Below are 17278 nucleotides of genomic sequence, written 5' to 3'. Positions count from 1 at the left end.
GACAGGACCTCATTGTGGTAGCGATGGAGCCAGCCCCAGGGTTTCCAGCAGTGCCAGCGCCTCTTCCGCCTGGGCCGGCGCTACCTTCTGGTAGGCGAAGCCGCCGGCCTGAACCAGCAGGTAGTCGCCCTCGTCCACGGCCTCGTCCAGCATCAGCAGGCTGACTTGGCGCCGCTGGCCAAACGCTTCCACCAGCGCAATTTCGCCGTTGGTCTCGACCACCCGGGAAGGCACGGAGAGACACATGGCGCTAGCCCGCCGCGGTCGCGATAACCGAAGCGCTGTCGGCAGCGGCCTCGGCTGGCTTAGGCCAGGCCTGCCAACCATGCTCCCGAAGTACCTCCAGGGTCGTCTGGACCAGCGGTTCCAGACAGGCCGTCACGCTGTCCGACAGCGTCAGGCCGGTCCCCATGCTTTCTGGCACCACGCCTACCAGCGCCAATTGTCGAGGCGAGCGCCCCAGCAGGGTCAGCGCCGCCAGCAGGTCGGAGACACCCAACTGATGGGGCGAGATGCGCTCCCGGAACAGGGCCGGAACCGCCTCGCCGCTCAGTGATACCAGCGTGCCGGGCGGCTCGCCCGTGCGCACCGCATCCACGACGATCACCAGGTCACGCGCGGCCAGCTCGTCCATCAGATCCATGCCGCAGGTGCCGCCGTCGATCACCGCGACATCCTCATCCAGGCGGTAGCGCGACTGGATCTGTTCAACGACACGCACCCCGACTCCTTCATCGCTGAGCAGGATATTGCCGACCCCCAGAATCACTGCGCTCATGGTTTTCTCCTTAATGGCGTCTTGCTTCGCCTTGTCCCCAGCGCTCATCACGCTGGATGCGTGGCAATGATCGCTTACACGGCCTTTACGCTGACGACGCTCTGTTCTTCGGTGTCATGCAGGTGAATTGCGCAGGAAATGCAGGGATCGAACGAATGGACGGTACGCAGGATCTCCAGGGGCAGCTCAGGGTCGGCCACCGGCGTATCCAGCAGCGACTTCTCGTAGGGCCCAGGTGCATCCTCGGCGTTGCGCGGTGCGGCATTCCAGGTGGAGGGCACCACGCACTGATAGTTACGGATCTTGCCATCCTCGATGACGACCCAGTGGGAAAGCATCCCGCGCGGGGCTTCGTGGAACCCCATTCCGCGAATCTCCCCCTTGGGGAAACTCGGCGCATTGAAGGTCTCGTGATCCCCGGTAGCAATGTTGTCCATCAGCAGCTGCCACTGCTCCTTGAGGTTCTCGTAGAGCACGGCGCAGCGAATGGCGCGCGCCCCGTGACGACCGATCGTCGAGTGGAAGGCCGACAGCGGCAGCGTTTCTCCCAATACCGCCTTGACCTTGTCCTGGAAATAGTCCGTCGCCGCCTGGGTCCGATGATCACCGCTGGCCAGGCCGCACAGCACCTGAGCCAGAGGCCCCACCTGAGCGGGCTGGCCATGGAAGGTCGGCGCCTTGATCCAGGAATACTTGCCATCGTCCTGGAAGTCGGTGTACTCGGGGTCGGTACGGCCATCGAAGGGATGCAGTGGATCGCTGCCCTCGTACCAGGCGTGCTTGTTGCTCTCGGCCACGCCGTCGAGCAGACAGGGATCGCCGAACCGGGTGATCGGTTGGAAGGTGGAAAGATCGCCACCCTTGATGAAGCCGCCCGGCATCCCGAACGCCGTGCCGGCGGTATCCAGGGGCAGATCGGGTACGGAGAGATAGTCGGTGATGCCGGCGCCGTGTTGGGTCCAGTCGGCGTAGAAGGAACCGACGGCGGCCACGTCCACCAGCAGGCCGTTGTAGATGAACGAACCCAGCTCGTCGATGGCCTCCTTGATCAGCATCAGCCGCTCGAGGGTGAGCGTCGCCTGACTGTCGAAGTTGATGGGGTTGGCCACCCCGCCGACGGCGAGGTTCTGGATATGCGGCGTCTTCGAGCCCAGCACCGAAACGATCTTGTTGGCCGTACGCTGCACCTCAAGCGCCTGCAGGTAGTGCACCGCCGCCAGCAGGTTGACCTCCGGCGAGAGCTTCATGGCCGGGTGACCCCAGTAGCCGTTGGCGAAGATCCCCAGCTGGCCGCTGTCGACAAAGGTCTTCAGCTTCTCCTGGGTCGACTTCATGATCTGGTGGCTGTTCAGCGGCCAGTCGGACAGGCTCTGCGCCAGGGAGGCCGCCTTCTTCGGATCGGCTTTCAGGGCCGAGGTGATGTCCACCCAATCCAGAGCCGAGAGCTGATAGAAGTGCACGATGTGATCGTGGATACCGTGGGCGGCCACGATCAGGTTGCGGATGTACTGGGCGTTGAGGGGAATTTCCAGGTCCAGCGCATTCTCCACGGCCCTGACTGAAGCGATGGCATGCACGGTGGTACACACCCCGCAGATCCGCTGGGTGAAGATCCACGCATCGCGCGGATCTCGCCCCTGCAGTATCTGCTCGATGCCTCGCCACATCTGGCCGGAGGACCAAGCCTTGGAAACCTTGCCGTTCTCGACTTCGCAATCGATGCGCAGATGCCCCTCGATGCGCGTTACCGGGTCGACGGTGATTCGTTTCGCCACGTGAGCGTCCTCTTGTTATTGCGAGTTCAGGTGCGTGCGGGAGCGCTGATGATCGGGAAGCGCTTCACGATGAGGATGAACACCAGGATCTTCAGGGCCACCAGCCCGATGGTCAGCAGCAGTTCCGTTGCGGAAGGAAAGTACTGATACCCCGCCGGCGGCAGGTAAGCGATCAGAAAGGCATTCACGCGATAGACCGTTCCCGCCAGGAGCATGGCCACCGCCGCGATCAGCAGCAGGTGCGCCTGGCGACGCCGCTGCGGTGACACCAGGACCCACAGCGGCAGGGCAAACAGCAGGGTCTCCAACCAGAACGCCACGGCCAACCCGCCCGGGGTGAAGGCGTCTCCCAGTTTGCCGTGCAGCGTCAGCTCGGCGAAGCGCACCACCAGCCACACCACCAGCAGCCACGTCAGCGGGCGCGCAAACGCTGCCAGCAGCGGTGCTTCCGAGGCACGGCGAAAGCCCAACTGCGAGAAGAAGCCCTCGAACAGCAGGATCGAGAAACCCATGATGGCGGCGGAGAGCAGCGCCAGCAGCGGCATCAGCTCATAGGATTGCCACAGCGGCGCAATCTGGTTGCCCAGAACAACGAGCAGCGTGCCCAGCGACGACTGGTGCATGGTCGGCAGCACCAGGCCCAGGGCAATGAACAGGAACATCACCCGCTCCAGCTTGCGCTTGTGACGATGCAGCTTGAAGCGCTCCAGAAACGCCGGTGAGGCCTCGACCATCAACACCAGGATGTAGATGGCCACGCAAAGCGCCACCTCCAGCATCACCGAGGTGAAGTTCATCTGCCACGGCAGGAAGATGTTGTACACGTTGAGGTAGCGCCCCATGTCGACCACGGCGCCGAGGCCGCCAAGCCCATAGCCCAGCAGGCTGGCCAGCATGGCCGGGCGTACCAGTGGGTGGTACTGAAAGCGGTTGGCGACATAGACGCTGAACGCCACCACATAGCCACCACAGGCCAACCCCGTGACGACCACCACGTCGAAGACCACCCAGATTCCCCAAGGATAGCCGTTGTTCAGGTGAGTGACCGCTCCCAAGCCGTGGACGAAGCGCTGTGCCAGCACCCACAGGGCAATCAATGACAGCAGCGCCAGCAGCGTCGTGAACGGCGTGACCAGGCGGCCACCTATCGGATGCGCGCGCTCCATCTCGTCACCCCCTGTCATCATGCGCGTCAGCGCGCTGGGTTTCGGTTTCCGCCTGGCGTTGCAGGTTGCGACGGGCAAACCAGGCCATGCCGGCAAACAGCGCCACGGGGGCGAACATGCCTTTGTAGATGGTGCCGAGCAGCCCTTCGGATCGCGACGCATAGGAGCGTTCGGGCAGAATCGGCAGGCCCAGCTTGTCGAAGGCGACCCCGGACAGGTGCAGCACCTGGGTACCGCCGCCCTCCTTCTCGCCATAGATCGTCGGGTAGTAGGCCGGCACTGTGGACGTCACCTCCAGGCCGGCATCGAGGGTTTCCCGCGGATAGGCATATTCACTGCCAGGAGTCAGCGACAGACGCCGCCGGGCCTCCTCGAGCATCTCTTCCCGGGTGCCGAACAGCGTGGCGCCGGTCGGGCACGCCTCCACACAGCCCGGCAACAGGCCGTGGTCCAGTCGTTCCACGCCGCGCTGGTTGCAGAACTGGCACTTGTTGATGGTTCCATACGACGACTCGAAGTCGAACTTGGGCACGTCATAGGGGCAGGCGAAGACGCAGTAGCGACAGCCAATGCAGGCATCGGGATCGTGATAGACGATGCCGTTGTTGCCGTCCTTGGTCATGGCGCTGACCGGACACACCGAGACGCAGCCCGGGTCGACACAGTGCATGCAGTTGCGCTTGACGAAGGCGAAGCCGTCCTGCTCGCGGTCCTTCACTTCAGCGCTGCCATCGGTATAGGCCTGGATCACGTTGAGCGTCTTGGCCGACAGTCCGGGAGCAGAATCCCACAGCGGCAAACGCTCGTCGGCCAGTGCCTCCGGCGGCATGCCATTGACCGTCTTGCAGTTCGTCACGCACGCCTTGCAGCCCACGCACAGGGTCGAGTCGAACAGCATGGCCACCGCCTCCGGCGCTGGCTCCCGGTTGGGCCGAGCGTCTGCTGTCGTGGCCCCACCTGCCGCCACAGCCCCCGCCCCGCCGGCCATGCCTTTGAGGAAATCTCGTCGGTTCATGGCTCCCTCCTAGGCTTGATCGCGACTGGCGTGATCGCGACTGGCCTCGTCACGGTCGTGGGCATCGACCTGAGCCGACGCCGTGCTCTCGTCGCGTTTCAACCGCAGGGCACCAGCCGCCGTCGCACCCAGCAGGGCGCCACCGGCCGCCGCCAGCAACGCCGCGGCGGTGACGCTGCTCCCCTGACCGCGCGGCTCGGCGGTGCCGGGAAACGCATTGGGTGGGGTGTGCGTCTTGACGGTGGCCAGCTCATGAGTGGCCTTGGTGAACCCTACTCCCTGCTCGCTGCAGCCGAAGCAGGGATGACCCGTACCCACCGGCCAGCTTCCCGAACCCACGTCACCGAAGAGGATAACCGGGCAGTTGGCGTAGGTTTCCGGGCCCTTGCAGCCCAGCTTGTAGAGACACCAGCCCTGGCGATGCCCCTCATCGCCAAAGCGAGCTGCGAATCGACCCGCATCGAAGTGGGCTCGCCGCTCGCAGTGCTCGTGAATCAGCCGCCCATAGGCAAAGGTGGGCCGCCCGTACTGGTCGAGTTCCGGGAGGGTGCCTAGGGTCAGGAAGTGAATGACCGTAGACAGGAAATTGTAAGGGTTCGGCGGGCAGCCCGGCACATTGATGACAGTCTTGCCGGGCAGCACTTCGCCCACACCCACGGCACCCGTAGGGTTGGGGCCACTGGAAGGAATGCCGCCCCAGGCAGCGCAGGAACCGATGCTGATGATTGCCGCCGCATTCTCGGCGGCTTCCTCAACGTGCTCGATGAAGGGCTTGCCGGCTATCTTGCAGTAGATGCCGCCGTCCTTGGTGGGCACGGCGCCGTCGACTACCAGCAGGTAGTTGCCCTTGTTCTCCTTCATCGACGCCTTCTTCGCGGCGTTGACCTGATGCCCGGCCGCCGCCGCCAGGACGTAATGATAGTCGAGCGAGATCATGTCCATGATAAGCCGCTCGACAGTCGGATGGTTGGAACGCAGCAAGGATTCCGTGCAGCCCGTGCACTCCTGCCCCGACAGCCAGATGACCGCCGGGCGTTTCGCAGCCTGTTCGACCCGCTGCTCTACTGCCTCGGCAATCCTGGGCGCCATGCTGGCTGGCAGGCCCAGGGTCGCCGCCACCCCGGCACAGAACTTGACGAAGTCCCGGCGCGATACCTGCAACCGTGTCTCGATGTTTCGATATGACTGCTCGAATCCCTCGCTCTCGTCACAGTCGGTTGAATATGGCATGCCTTTCTCCCCTAACCATTGCCACCATTGCCGGAGCCATGGAGGCCACGGTTTCTTCTTATTGGTTGGCCCAAGGCCGGCCATGACGCTCCATGGCACTGCCCGGACAATGATCATGGAGCAGAAAACATGCCAGCGTTGCTTCAAGGGCAGCCAAAGCAAGGGACTAGGGGGCGATACAGCATCTGGAGCAAGACTTCATGCCGCCATGGAAAGCCGCTAATGGATACCAGGCTTCCAACACGCCATCCCAAACTGGAAAGCAGATATCCACCTTTGCAAGGCTCTGCACGGCGCTTTATCTGTCATCTACATGGAAGGAAAGCCGAAAAGAAAAACTGGCACTCAACTTGCTTAAAACCCGATCACCGGCCAGTGGTCGAGAGCCTTCGGGTACGGGTACGCCACCAACAAAGCTAGAGAGAGACCTGATGATCCCAACAGAAGAGACGAGCACAGCCACCTCGCCCAGCGCCTTGATTCGTTTCATGCCCCTGGCGGTGAGCCTCCTCCTGCTGCTGTTTGCGCACCCGGCAATGGCGCACCCCGGGCACACGGGCAGCGTCCATGACGGCTTCCTCGCGGGGCTCTTCCACCCGCTGCTGGGGGTCGATCACCTGCTGGCCATGTTGGCCATCGGCATCTGGAGCCTGCGCCAGCCGGGCCTCCTGGGTAGCGTCACGCCGATACTCGCCGTTGCCGGCATGCTGCTGGGCGCGGGCATGGCCTGGGGCGGAGCGAGCCTGCCGGGCGTGGAATTCGGCATCGCCATATCGGTGGTGCTAGCCGGCCTGCTGATCACGGCCCTGCTAACGCTGCCGGGCCTCCTCGGTGCGGCCCTGGTCGTGCTATTCATGCTCTTTCACGGCCACGCGCACGGCAGCGAAATGCCTCCGGGCGCTTCACTGCTGTTCTATCCCGCTGGCTTCGTTCTGGCAACGCTGGCCATCACCCAGGCCGGCCGCCAACTCGGAAACTGGCTCAGCCCCCCTAGCAGCGGCCTGCTGCTGCGCAGCCTGGGTGTGGCCATCAGCACTGCCGGTGCGCTGCTCGTCATCGGCTGAAGATACGCCTGGCCCGATTCCGTTGCCATTTGGAACCGGGCCGGACCGCTCGACGGTGGGTCATCCCTAGCCGAACACCACCTTGGCCACGTCCCGATAGTGCTTGGCGAAGTGCACCGTCATGCCCTCCTTGAGGTAGTCGGGCAGCTCGTCGTAGTCGCGGCGGTTGGCATCGGGCAAGATCACTTCGAAGATCTCGCTGCGCCGGGCGGCGATGACCTTCTCGCGAATGCCGCCCACCGGCAGCACCTGACCGGTGAGCGTCAGCTCGCCGGTCATCGCCAGCGACCGGTCGATGGCCCGATGCTTGGCCAGCGACAGCAGCGCCGTGGTCATGGTCACCCCGGCGGAGGGGCCATCCTTGGGCGTAGCGCCCTCCGGCACATGCAGGTGCACGAAGGCGGAGTCGAAAAAGTCGGCGTCGGCCCCGTAATCGGCCAGGTGCCCCAGCACGTAGCTGTAGGCGATGTTGGCGGACTCCTTCATGACGTCGCCGAGCTGACCGGTGAGCTTGAAGCCGCGATCCAGCCCATGAACCTTGCCCGCCTCCACGGGCAGGGTGGCACCGCCCATGGCCGTCCAGGCCAGCCCCGTGACCACGCCTTCGCCCTCGAGCACCCGCTCCTTGCGGAACAGCGGCGCACCCAGGTAGGACTCCAGGTTGTTCACCGAAACCCGTACCGACTGCTGGTCGTTCTCCAACAGCTTGACCGCCGCCTTGCGAACGATGCGGTGCAGCTGCTTCTCCAGCTGGCGCACCCCCGCTTCGCGGGCATAGCCCTCGATCACCTGGCGCAGTGCGGCATCGGTGAGGTTGATGCGCTTCTTGGCGATGCGGTCGCGCTTGAGCAGCTTGGGCCACAGATGGTGCTTGGCGATGGCCATCTTCTCTTCGGCGATGTAGCCGGAGAGGCGAATCTGCTCCATGCGGTCGAGCAGTGGGCCGGGAATCGAGTCCAGGGTATTGGCGGTGCACACGAAGAGCACCTTGGAGAGATCCAGCCGCACATCGAGGTAGTGATCGAGGAAGTCGACGTTCTGCTCCGGGTCGAGCACCTCGAGCAGCGCCGACGCAGGGTCGCCCTGGAACGACTGACCGAGCTTGTCGACCTCGTCGAGCATGATCACCGGATTCTCGACCTCGACTTCCTTGAGCGCCTGGACGAGCTTGCCGGGCATGGCGCCGATATAGGTGCGCCGGTGCCCCTTGATCTCCGCCTCGTCGCGCATGCCACCCACCGAGAAGCGATAGAACTCGCGACCCAGCGCCTCGGCGATGGAGCGGCCGACCGATGTCTTGCCGACGCCGGGCGGGCCGACGAGCAGCAGGATGGAGCCTCCCACGTCGCCCTTGAAGGTGCCTTCGGCAAGGAACTCGATGATGCGCTCCTTGACGTCCTTGAGACCGTCATGGTCGCGGTCGAGCACGGTTCGCGCCTGAGCCAGGTCGAGCTTGTCTTCGCTGCGCACGCCCCACGGCATGCTGGTCAGCCAGTCGAGGTAGTTGCGCGTGGTGCCGTACTCCGGCGAGCCGGTCTCGAGCACCGAGAGCTTGTCGAGCTCCTCCTCGATGCGGGTCAGCACCTTGGGCGGCACCGTGAGCCCCTCCAGACGATCGCGGAAGGTGTCGACGTCGTTCTCGCGGTCGTCCTTGGAGATCCCCAGCTCGCGCTGGATCACCTTGAGCTGTTCGCGCAGGAAGAACTCGCGCTGGCGCTCCTGCATCTGCGCGTTGACCTGCTCGCTGATCTCCGTCTGCAGATGGGCGACATCGATCTCCTTGCGCAGCAGGGGTAGCACGCGCTCCATGCGCGCCTGTACCGGCAGGGTGTCGAGCACGGCCTGCAGCTCGTACCCCTTGGCCGAGGTGATGGCAGCGGCGAAGTCGGTCAACGGCCCCGGCTCGTGGGGGCTGAAGCGGTTGAGATAGTGCTTGAGCTCCTCGCCGTACAGCGGGTTGATCGGCAGCAGTTCCTTGATGCCGTTGATGATCGCCATGGCATACGCCCGGGTCTCGTCATCCTCGGCGTCCACCGCCTCGCGGGGATAGGTCACCTCGACGAGATAGGGCGGTTCCTTGGAGAGCCAGCGCAGAATACGAAAGCGCCGCAGCCCCTGGGCGATGAATTGCAGCTGCTGGTCTTCCCCGTGCAGCTTGTGCATCTTCACGGCGGTACCGATCTGCGGAAAAGCCTCATGGTCGAGCTCTTCGGACCCGATGTCGCCGACGAAGGCCACCCCGAGAATGTGATGCGGCGTGTTGCCGACCCGCCGCACGGTCTCTTCCCAGCGCTCCCGGTTGATCACCAGAGGCTGTACCTGTGCGGGAAAGAAGGGGCGGTTGTGGATGGGCAGCAGATAGATGCGCTCCGGCAGCGATTCGCTGGCCGGCACCACCGCATGTCCGGTGGATTCATCCCACTCTCCATCGGAACGCGCCAGCGTCTCGTCATTCACCTCACGTGCCTGTTGCCATTCCTGGTCGTCCCGATCGTACTCGCTCATGGAATCCTCGTCCTGAAGCCGATTAGCTACTGACCTGTGGAATGCGGGCAGAGAGCGTCGACTTCAAGTCATGAAGAGGCTAACGACGCAATGGAGGCAACGGCCGCCCGTTCACCCTGACCTGGCCGCGGGCGACGTCGATCTGCAGCGTGCGGGTATCCAACGGCAGACCGAGCCACAGCGCCACCACCGTGGGCAGCTCGTGCCACACGAAGTCGCCATCGAGGCGGCGGCGCCACCGGGCCTGCATCTCAGGGTCATCCAGCCCCACCAGGCTCAGTTCGTCGAGGTCGCTGCCATCGAAGAAGAGCGCCCCGTCGACCTGAGCCGAGAGCTTCATCATCGGGCTGTCGAGATCGAGTTCGAGCAGATCGAGACGCGGCGAGTCCTGGAGGCTGCCCAGTAGCAACGGTTCCAGTTCGGCCAGGAGCGCCCGACCATCGAGCGCTCGATCACCGCTGGCGGCCAGGCTGCGCAGACGCTGCATGGTGCGTCGCAGCGAATCGCCATGCAGACGTGACAGCTCGGCATCCACGGCGCCGGTGAGCAATACCTGATCGGCGGTGAGCACCTGGCCCAGATCCAGGTCGACGCGCAGGCGCAGCTCCTGGTCGTCCAGGGTCATGCGATTGACCAGAACCAGATCGTGCGCATCGAGCTCGAGGTCGGGCTGGTGCCAGGTGAGCGAGGCGACCTCCAGGCGGTCCTTCTGGGTGAAGGCCTCGGCACCCTCGGTATAGGCGTACTGGCTGTCGAGCACCATGGGCCCCGATGCCAGCCACGTATCGCCATCGGAGAGCCGCCATTCATCCAGCCGCCCCTGCAACCGCCAATCGCCATAGACGCCGCTGAAATGGAACTGACCACCGCCGAAGTTCAGCTCGCGGTCCTCCTGGGTGATACGAAACGGCGACAGCCGAACCCCACCTTCCAGTATGCCGCTGAGGGTACGGTAGCTGGCCTGCCAGCGCGGTGCGGCGGCCGGCAAGGAGTCGCCGAACAGTCGCGTGCCGTCGGCACCGTGGCGGATGACGGCCTTGCCCGTCAGCTCGGTGGTCAGCACTCCGTGCTGGGCTTCGTAATCGAGCTCGAGCTGCCAGGCATCGCCGAACAGCGGCGCAAGGCGAATGCGACCCGAGGAAGACCACCAGCCCTGCTCCACGTCGTGGCGTTCGACCGTCAACTCGCCCCGGGCGGCAAGGTCGTCCATGGCACGCGCCATTTCGCGCTCGAAGAGCAGGCTGGAAATGCCCTGCCCCGCCAGCCAAGCCAGCAGCAGCACGGCCAGTACGGGCACGATGAGCCGTTCCTTGCGCATGGGGCCTCCTTGTCGCCTCACCGGCAATCCTCATGGTGAGTGTAGCCACCGCCGTTCTCGGCGCTCTCACGCTGGAGGCGCGCTCAGTGAAGCCACAGCCACAGGTGCATGGTGCTCCAGGCATAGATCCCGGCCAGGATGTCGTCGATCATGATGCCGAAGCCACCGGCGACGCGGCGGTCCGCCCAGCGAATCGGCCAGGGCTTGAAGACGTCGAAGACGCGGAACAGCACGAACCCCCACAGGGCCGCCTCCCAGGAGAAAGGCACCGCGGCCATGGTGAACCAGTAGCCGACGAACTCGTCCCACACGATCCCCGAGTGATCGTGCACGCCGAGATCCCGCGAGGTCTTGTCGCACAGCCAGATGCCCCAGAAGAAGGTCACCAGCACGATGCCCAGATACCAGCCGAGGGGCAGCTCGGACATCAACCAATAGAAGGGAATGGCCGCCAGGGTGCCCACCGTTCCCGGCGCCCAGGGCAGAGCCCCGCTACCCAGCCCGAAGGCCAGGAAATGCACGGGACGGTGCCAGACGCTGGCTGGCGCGCGATTCATGGGCGCCTCCCCGGGCCAGGCGCCCCACCCACGAAGGGGGGCGCGAAATGCTGCCAGCCACGCACGTCCGACGCTTCGACACCGGCAATCCCCGGCGTCTCGCTCACCTCGCCGACGACACTCAGCGCCAGCCCGATGTCGGCGAGTCGCTGCCGGGCCGTGGCCAGCTGCGCAGCGGGAAGCGTGACCAGCAACTCGTAATCGTCGCCGCCGGCGAGCGCTGCCCGGCGAGCGGCATCGTCACCCAGCGCCATGACGAGCCCCTCGGCCAGGGGCAGGGCCGAGGGGTCGAGACGCGCACCGACGCCGGAGGCTTCCAGCACATGCTCCAGGTCGGCCAGCAGGCCGTCGGAAATGTCGATGGCGGCCGTGGCCAGGCCGCGCAGCGCCTGGCCGGCCGCCAACCGCGGCTGGGGTCGCAGGTAGCGGGTCAACAGCGGATGAGCGAGGTCGCGCTCGCCCCGCTGCCACAGTGCCAGGCCGCCGGCACCGCCTCCCAGCGAGCCCGTCACGGCGATCAATTCGCCGACGCTCGCGCCGCTGCGCGTCAGGGCCAGCTCCGGCGGCACCTCACCCATTACCGTGACACCGATGGACAGCGTGCCGCAGGTCACGTCGCCGCCCACCAGGGCCGTGCCGGTGGTCGCGCAGAGACGGTGAAAGCCCCTCGCGTAGTCGGCGATCCATGCCTCGTCGGGCTCGTTCATGGCCAGCGCCATCAGGCACCAGCGCGCCTCGGCGCCCATGGCCGCCAGGTCGGAGAGGCTCACCGCCAGGGCCCGGTGCCCGATCGCCTCCGCCGGCGCTTCAGCGGGAAAGTGTACGTCGGCCACCGAGGTATCGACGCTCACCGCCAGGCGCTGGCCGGCGCGCGGAGAGAGCAGGGCGCAATCGTCACCCACGCCTAGCGCCACGCCGGCATCGCTGGCCGGCGCGGCAGGCGTGAAGTGGCGGGCGATCAGGTCGAATTCGCTGGCCACCGGGGCACCCTCAGCGACGACGCGCGCTGACCTCGGCGCTGCGCAGGCGACTGGCCAGCTTGTCGAGAATGCCGTTGACGTACTTGTGACCATCGGTGGCGCCGAAGGACTTGGCCAGCTCGACGCCCTCGTTGATCACCGCCCGATAGGGCACTTCGAGGCGCCGCGACAGCTCGTAGGTTCCCAAACGCAGGATGGCCAGTTCGATGGGGTCGAGGTCGACTAGGCGACGATCCAGCAGCGGCGCGATGGCGGCATCGAGATCCTCGCGGAAGCGAATCACATTGTGCAGCAGCTCGTGAAACAGCGCCTGATCGGCGATCTCCATCACCTTCAGCCAGTTCTCGTGCGCCTCGAGATCGTCATCGGGCAGCAGGCTGCGAAACTCGGCCTCTACGTCGGTGACCGGCTTGCCGGTCATCTGCCACTGATAGAGCCCCTGCACGGCCAGCTCGCGGGCGGCGTGTCGCGCCTGCTGACCGGCCGAGGGCGTGCGCGGGGTGCGCTGCGCACTCATGTCGACTCTCCCTCGCCTGGCGTGTCATCGCCGAAGCCGCGCAGCAGCGAGACCATCTCCATGGCTGCCATGGCCGCTTCGGCACCCTTGTTGCCGGCTTTGGTGCCGGCCCGCTCGATGGCCTGCTCGATGGAATTCACGGTGAGCACCCCGTTAGAAACGGGGGTATCGAACTCGAGCTGCAGGTTGCCCAGCGCCGTGTTGCAGCCGCCGGCCACGTATTCGAAATGCGGCGTACCGCCGCGAATCACGGCACCCAGGGCGATCACTGCATCCGGCTGCACGCGCGCGAGCACCCGCTTGACCGCCAGCGGCAGCTCCCAGGCGCCGGGCACGTGGACGATGTCGATGTTGTCGGCATCCACTCCGTGACGGACCAGGCTGTCGACGGCGCCTTCCACCAGGCTGTCGACCACATGGTGATTGAAACGCCCCACCACGATCACGTAGCGGCCGTCGACGTCGACGAAATTGCCTTCCAACTGAGAGAGGGTATGCATCCGGTTATCCTGCTGACGATGGTGCTGCTGAAAACGGTTGTGTACTGCCGGTCTCCGTCGGGTGCGTATCGACGCCCTCTCAGGGTTCGGCCGGCGGCGTGGTCGCCTGACCCGCTTCACCCGGGCCAAGCAGTTCGACCACTTCGAGATCGAAGCCGGACAGCGCCGAGAATTTCCACGGCGAGCTGAGCAGGCGCATGCGCCCCACGCCCAGGTGGCGCAGAATCTGCGAGCCGGTACCGATGGTCAGATAGTTGCCCGCGCCATCGGAATCGCTGGTGCGCGGCGCGCGCTTGCGCTCCAGGAACACCTCAAGGTGCCCGAGCAGATCCTGGCGCGGCCGAGCGTCGTCGAGCAACACGAAGACGCCCTGCTCCGCGCGGGCGATCTCGTTCAGCGCGCTGTGGGCCGTCCAGCTGCCGCCCTCGCCTTTCTGCAGGGCGAGCAGGTCGCGCATCACGTCGGCCAAGTGCACGCGCACCGTGGTGAGACTCTCGGGGTGGGGGCGACCCTTGACCAGCGCCAGGTGGTGGGCGTTCTGGATGCTGTCGCGGAAGACGTGCAGGGTCAGCTCGCCGAAAGCGGTGCTGACCGGCGTGGCCTCCAGGTGCTCCACCGTCTGTTCGTTGTGGATACGATAGTGAATCAGATCGGCGATGGTGCCCATCTTCAAGCCGTGCTCGGCGGCGAAGCGCTCGAGTTCGGGGCGCCGCGCCATGCTGCCGTCGTCGTTCATCACTTCGCAGATCACGCCGCTCGGATCGAGGCCGGCCAGTGCCGCCAGGTCGCAGGCCGCTTCGGTGTGCCCGGCGCGGCGCAGCACACCGCCGGGCTCGGCCATCAGCGGGAAGATGTGACCGGGCTGGACGATGTCCTCGGGCCTGGCGTCGCGCGCCACGGCAGCCTGCACGGTGCGCGCGCGGTCGGCTGCGGAGATGCCGGTGGTCACGCCTTCGGCAGCTTCGATGGAGAGCGTGAACTTGGTACCGAAGCCGGAGCCGTTGTCGCTCACCATCAGCGGCAGCTTGAGGCGCTCGCAGCGACTGCGTGTCATCGGCAGGCAGATCAGACCACGGGCGTAGCGGGCCATGAAGTTGATGTGCTCCGCCTCGACCTTCTCGGCGGCCATGATGATGTCGCCTTCGTTCTCGCGATCCTCGTCATCCATGAGGATCACCATCTTGCCTTGGCGGATGTCCTCGATCAGCGCTTCGACGGGAGCGAGGCCCCCCGGGGCGGATTGCACCATGGAATCTCCGACTGGTTCTGCGTGACGGGGTGTCACCGGGCGGCAACGTCGGCGTCGCCGAGGGTCGACGCCCCGCCGTGAATGGGCGTCAGGGTACCTTGGCGAGGCCTTCAGCGCCAGTGGCAACCGGCCGCGCCGTGATCCGCCAGTCGCGGCCCACGGCACGAACGTCGAGGATCTCCAATGGGCGCTGCTGGGCCATGCGTTCGAGCCCGGGCAGGGCGAACAGCGGTCGCGCCTCGCCGCCCAACAGGGTCGGGGCCACGAACAGCTGCATCTCGTCCACCAGGCCGGCATCGAGCATGGCTCCGGCGAGCGTGGCGCCGGTTTCCAGCAGCACCTCATTGGCCTGCTCGCGCTCGGCCAGGTGGCACAGCAACGCCGCCAGATCGACTCGGCCGTCCTCGCCGGCCGGGAAGACGACCACCTCGGCACCGGCCGCCTCCAGGCGCTCGCGGCGTTCGGCATCGTGGCCGGACACGGTGGCCACCAGGGTGCGCCCCGGCTCGCGCAGGCAGGCCGCCGCCACGGGCAGCCGCAGCCGGGTATCCACCACCACGCGCAGCGGCTGGCGGGCCGCAATGGCCTCGGCATCGTCGAGATCGAGCTGGGACGCCCGCACGGTCAGCCGCGAGTTGTCGAAGATCACCGACTCCACGCCGGTGACGATCGCGCTGGACTGGGCGCGCAGGCGTTGTACCGCGGTGCGTGCCGGCGGACCGGTGATCCACTGCGACTCCCCCGAAGCCATGGCGGTACGGCCGTCCAGACTCATGGCCATCTTCAGGCGCACGAAGGGACGACCGCGCGCCATGCGCGAGACGAACCCGGGATTGAGCGCACGCGCCTCGCTTTCCAGCAGGCCGACCTCGACATCGATGCCGGCCTCGCGCAGCATGCCGATGCCCCGCCCCGCCACTGCCGGATTGGGGTCTTGCATGGCCACCACCACCTTCTTCACTCCGGCATCCATCAGCGCCACGGCGCAGGGGCCGGTACGGCCGTGGTGGGAGCAGGGTTCGAGCGTGACGTAGGCGATGGCACCCCGCGCCGCCTCGCCCGCCGCGCGCAGGGCGTGAATCTCGGCATGCGGCTCGCCGGCCCGAACGTGCCAGCCCTCCCCCACGCAGCGCCCAGCGTTGACCAGCACGCAGCCGACACGCGGGTTGGGGTCGGTGGTGTAGAGGCCACGACGGGCCAGCGTCAGTGCACGGGCCATCCAGGCAGCGGGGGTCGTCTCTGTCATGTCACTTCCCGGCGAGATCATTGCAGCGGCACATCAGCGGCCCGGCTCGCCATCGCTCGTTTCGGAATGCGGTTCCTCGGCGAGCCGGTCGATCTCGGCCCGGAACTCGTCGATGTCCTGGAAACGACGATAGACCGAGGCAAAGCGGATGTAGGCCACCTGGTCGAGCCGTTCGAGCGCACGCATCACCGCCTCGCCGATGTCTCGGGCCTCGATCTCGCGCTCGCCCCGCGCGCGCAACTGCTGGCGAATCCTTTCGATGGCGGCCTCGATGGCCTCGGCACTGACCGGCCGTTTCTCCAGCGCGCGCAGCATGCCGGCGCGCAGCTTGCGCTCGTCGAAGCTCTCCCGCGAGCCGTCGGCCTTGACCACGCGGGGCATGATGAGCTCGGCCGTCTCGTAGGTAGTGAAGCGCTCGCCACAGGCGCTGCACTGACGACGTCGACGCACCTGGTCGCCATCGACCACCAGCCTCGAGTCGGTCACGCGGGTGTCCTGGGCGCCACAGAAAGGGCAATGCATCACGAGATCCATACGCATGGACGACGGCCATCGATCCAGCCATCATCCGGTTGACGATGATGCCATTGTAACGGTTACGACAAGGATTTTCCCCATGCCCCGATTCCTGCTTTGGTGCACCAGCGCCTGCCTTCTCTTCGGTGCCTTTCCTGTCTTCGCCGAGGAAGACTGGCCGGCCCCGGTACAGGCCCTCACCGAGCAGGGACTGACCATCCATGGCCGCTTCGAGGCCCCCGACGGCCTGACCGGTTTCGCGGCCAGCTATCAGGGCGGCGAGGTAGCGATCTACCTGACGCCTGACGGCGAACACGCCATCGTCGGAACCCTGGTCGACGCCGAAGGCAACGACCTGTCGGATGCGGCGCTCGACGAATGGGTTCGCGCCCCACAGGACGCTGCGCTGTGGGAAAAACTGGAAGCCAGCCACTGGATCGTCGACGGCGATGACGATGCCCAGCGCGTGCTCTACACCTTCACCGACCCCAACTGTCCCTACTGCAAGCAGTTCTGGGACGACACGCGACCTTGGGTGGCCGCTGGCGAAGTGCAGCTGCGCCACATCATGGTCGGCATCCTGGCGCCCGACAGCCCGGCCAAGGCCGCCAGCCTGCTGGGCGCCGACGACCCCGCCGCCGCACTAGCCGCCCACAGTGAAGGCGACGCCCCCATCGAGGCCGCCGCTCAGCCGCGTGACATCGAGGACCGAATCTATCGCAACAACCAGCTGTTCGACGAGCTGAACCTGCTGGCCACGCCCACCACTCTCTACAAGGACGGCGACCGAGTGGTGCGCCTGGAAGGCGTGCCCGACGAGGAAAAGCTGGTGCAGGCGATGGGCGGCGAGCGGCCGTGACGC

The 17278-nt window shown here is 66.0% G+C and carries 17 protein-coding genes; 2 read left to right on the top strand and 15 right to left on the bottom strand.

From position 1 onward, the window contains the following. Positions 1–9: 9 nt before the first annotated feature. The 6 genes from GFD32_RS12195 to GFD32_RS12170 all read right to left on the bottom strand — a co-directional run bounded on the left by GFD32_RS12195 (position 10) and on the right by GFD32_RS12170 (position 5964). Complete coding sequence (locus GFD32_RS12195; protein ID WP_163576889.1) at positions 10–246, bottom strand: HypC/HybG/HupF family hydrogenase formation chaperone; 237 nt, start codon at positions 244–246, stop codon at positions 10–12. A 4-nt stretch (positions 247–250) separates the two neighbouring features. After that, positions 251–778: a HyaD/HybD family hydrogenase maturation endopeptidase gene (locus GFD32_RS12190; protein ID WP_163576888.1), complete on the bottom strand. Its 528-nt coding sequence runs from the start codon at positions 776–778 to the stop codon at positions 251–253. A 74-nt stretch (positions 779–852) separates the two neighbouring features. Further along, positions 853–2553, bottom strand: a complete 1701-nt coding sequence (locus tag GFD32_RS12185) for a nickel-dependent hydrogenase large subunit (RefSeq protein ID WP_163576887.1) — start codon at positions 2551–2553, stop codon at positions 853–855. 26 nt (positions 2554–2579) lie between these two features. Continuing rightward, the gene (hybB, locus tag GFD32_RS12180) at positions 2580–3719 is read right to left on the bottom strand and encodes a Ni/Fe-hydrogenase cytochrome b subunit (RefSeq protein WP_205599126.1); all 1140 of its coding nucleotides are present in this window, start codon (positions 3717–3719) and stop codon (positions 2580–2582) included. A gap of 4 nt (positions 3720–3723) precedes the next feature. Further along, positions 3724–4734 carry a hydrogenase 2 operon protein HybA gene (gene hybA, locus GFD32_RS12175; RefSeq protein ID WP_163576885.1) on the bottom strand — a complete coding sequence of 337 codons (1011 nt, stop codon included), beginning with the start codon at positions 4732–4734 and terminating at the stop codon, positions 3724–3726. A 9-nt stretch (positions 4735–4743) separates the two neighbouring features. After that, positions 4744–5964, bottom strand: coding sequence for a hydrogenase small subunit (locus GFD32_RS12170; RefSeq protein ID WP_163576884.1), 1221 nt, complete (start codon positions 5962–5964; stop codon positions 4744–4746). 431 nt (positions 5965–6395) lie between these two features. Here GFD32_RS12170 and GFD32_RS12165 point away from each other — a divergent pair, with 431 nt between their 5' ends. Then, positions 6396–7028 carry a HupE/UreJ family protein gene (locus GFD32_RS12165; RefSeq protein ID WP_205599125.1) on the top strand — a complete coding sequence of 211 codons (633 nt, stop codon included), beginning with the start codon at positions 6396–6398 and terminating at the stop codon, positions 7026–7028. A 66-nt stretch (positions 7029–7094) separates the two neighbouring features. Here the strand turns inward: GFD32_RS12165 and lon are convergent, their stop codons facing one another. The 9 genes from lon to nrdR form a co-directional block, all read right to left on the bottom strand. Further along, positions 7095–9533, bottom strand: a complete 2439-nt coding sequence (gene lon / locus GFD32_RS12160; RefSeq protein WP_163576883.1) for an endopeptidase La — start codon at positions 9531–9533, stop codon at positions 7095–7097. Between the two features lie 79 nt (positions 9534–9612). Further along, positions 9613–10851, bottom strand: coding sequence for a DUF945 family protein (locus tag GFD32_RS12155; RefSeq protein ID WP_163576882.1), 1239 nt, complete (start codon positions 10849–10851; stop codon positions 9613–9615). 83 nt (positions 10852–10934) lie between these two features. Then, positions 10935–11408 carry a phosphatidylglycerophosphatase A family protein gene (locus GFD32_RS12150; protein WP_163576881.1) on the bottom strand — a complete coding sequence of 158 codons (474 nt, stop codon included), beginning with the start codon at positions 11406–11408 and terminating at the stop codon, positions 10935–10937. Then, positions 11405–12388: a thiamine-phosphate kinase gene (gene thiL / locus GFD32_RS12145; RefSeq protein ID WP_163576880.1), complete on the bottom strand. Its 984-nt coding sequence runs from the start codon at positions 12386–12388 to the stop codon at positions 11405–11407. The genes GFD32_RS12150 and thiL overlap by 4 nt, the downstream gene beginning before the upstream one ends. 10 nt (positions 12389–12398) lie before the next feature. Further along, positions 12399–12905 carry a transcription antitermination factor NusB gene (gene nusB, locus GFD32_RS12140; protein ID WP_163576879.1) on the bottom strand — a complete coding sequence of 169 codons (507 nt, stop codon included), beginning with the start codon at positions 12903–12905 and terminating at the stop codon, positions 12399–12401. Continuing rightward, entirely contained in the window at positions 12902–13405 is a 504-nt protein-coding gene (gene ribH, locus GFD32_RS12135; protein WP_163576878.1) for a 6,7-dimethyl-8-ribityllumazine synthase, read from the bottom strand. Before ribH ends, nusB begins: the two co-directional genes overlap by 4 nt. Positions 13406–13484: 79 nt before the next feature. Continuing rightward, on the bottom strand, positions 13485–14654 hold the full coding sequence (gene ribBA / locus GFD32_RS12130) for a bifunctional 3,4-dihydroxy-2-butanone-4-phosphate synthase/GTP cyclohydrolase II (protein ID WP_163576877.1): 1170 nt from the start codon (positions 14652–14654) through the stop codon (positions 13485–13487). Between the two features lie 88 nt (positions 14655–14742). Further along, positions 14743–15900 carry a bifunctional diaminohydroxyphosphoribosylaminopyrimidine deaminase/5-amino-6-(5-phosphoribosylamino)uracil reductase RibD gene (gene ribD, locus GFD32_RS12125; protein WP_163576876.1) on the bottom strand — a complete coding sequence of 386 codons (1158 nt, stop codon included), beginning with the start codon at positions 15898–15900 and terminating at the stop codon, positions 14743–14745. A 33-nt stretch (positions 15901–15933) separates the two neighbouring features. After that, positions 15934–16422, bottom strand: coding sequence for a transcriptional regulator NrdR (nrdR, locus tag GFD32_RS12120; protein ID WP_163576875.1), 489 nt, complete (start codon positions 16420–16422; stop codon positions 15934–15936). Positions 16423–16516: 94 nt separating this feature from the next. On the opposite strand from nrdR, the gene dsbG reads away from it, so the two are divergent. Next, positions 16517–17275, top strand: coding sequence for a thiol:disulfide interchange protein DsbG (gene dsbG, locus GFD32_RS12115; protein WP_163576874.1), 759 nt, complete (start codon positions 16517–16519; stop codon positions 17273–17275). Positions 17276–17278 lie beyond the last annotated feature (3 nt).

The sequence above is a fragment of the Halomonas faecis genome (assembly GCF_010993975.1).
Taxonomy (GTDB): domain Bacteria; phylum Pseudomonadota; class Gammaproteobacteria; order Pseudomonadales; family Halomonadaceae; genus Halomonas; species Halomonas faecis.
The sequence above is the reverse complement of the archived record's forward strand: the minus strand, read 5'-3'. Positions and strand labels throughout refer to the sequence as shown.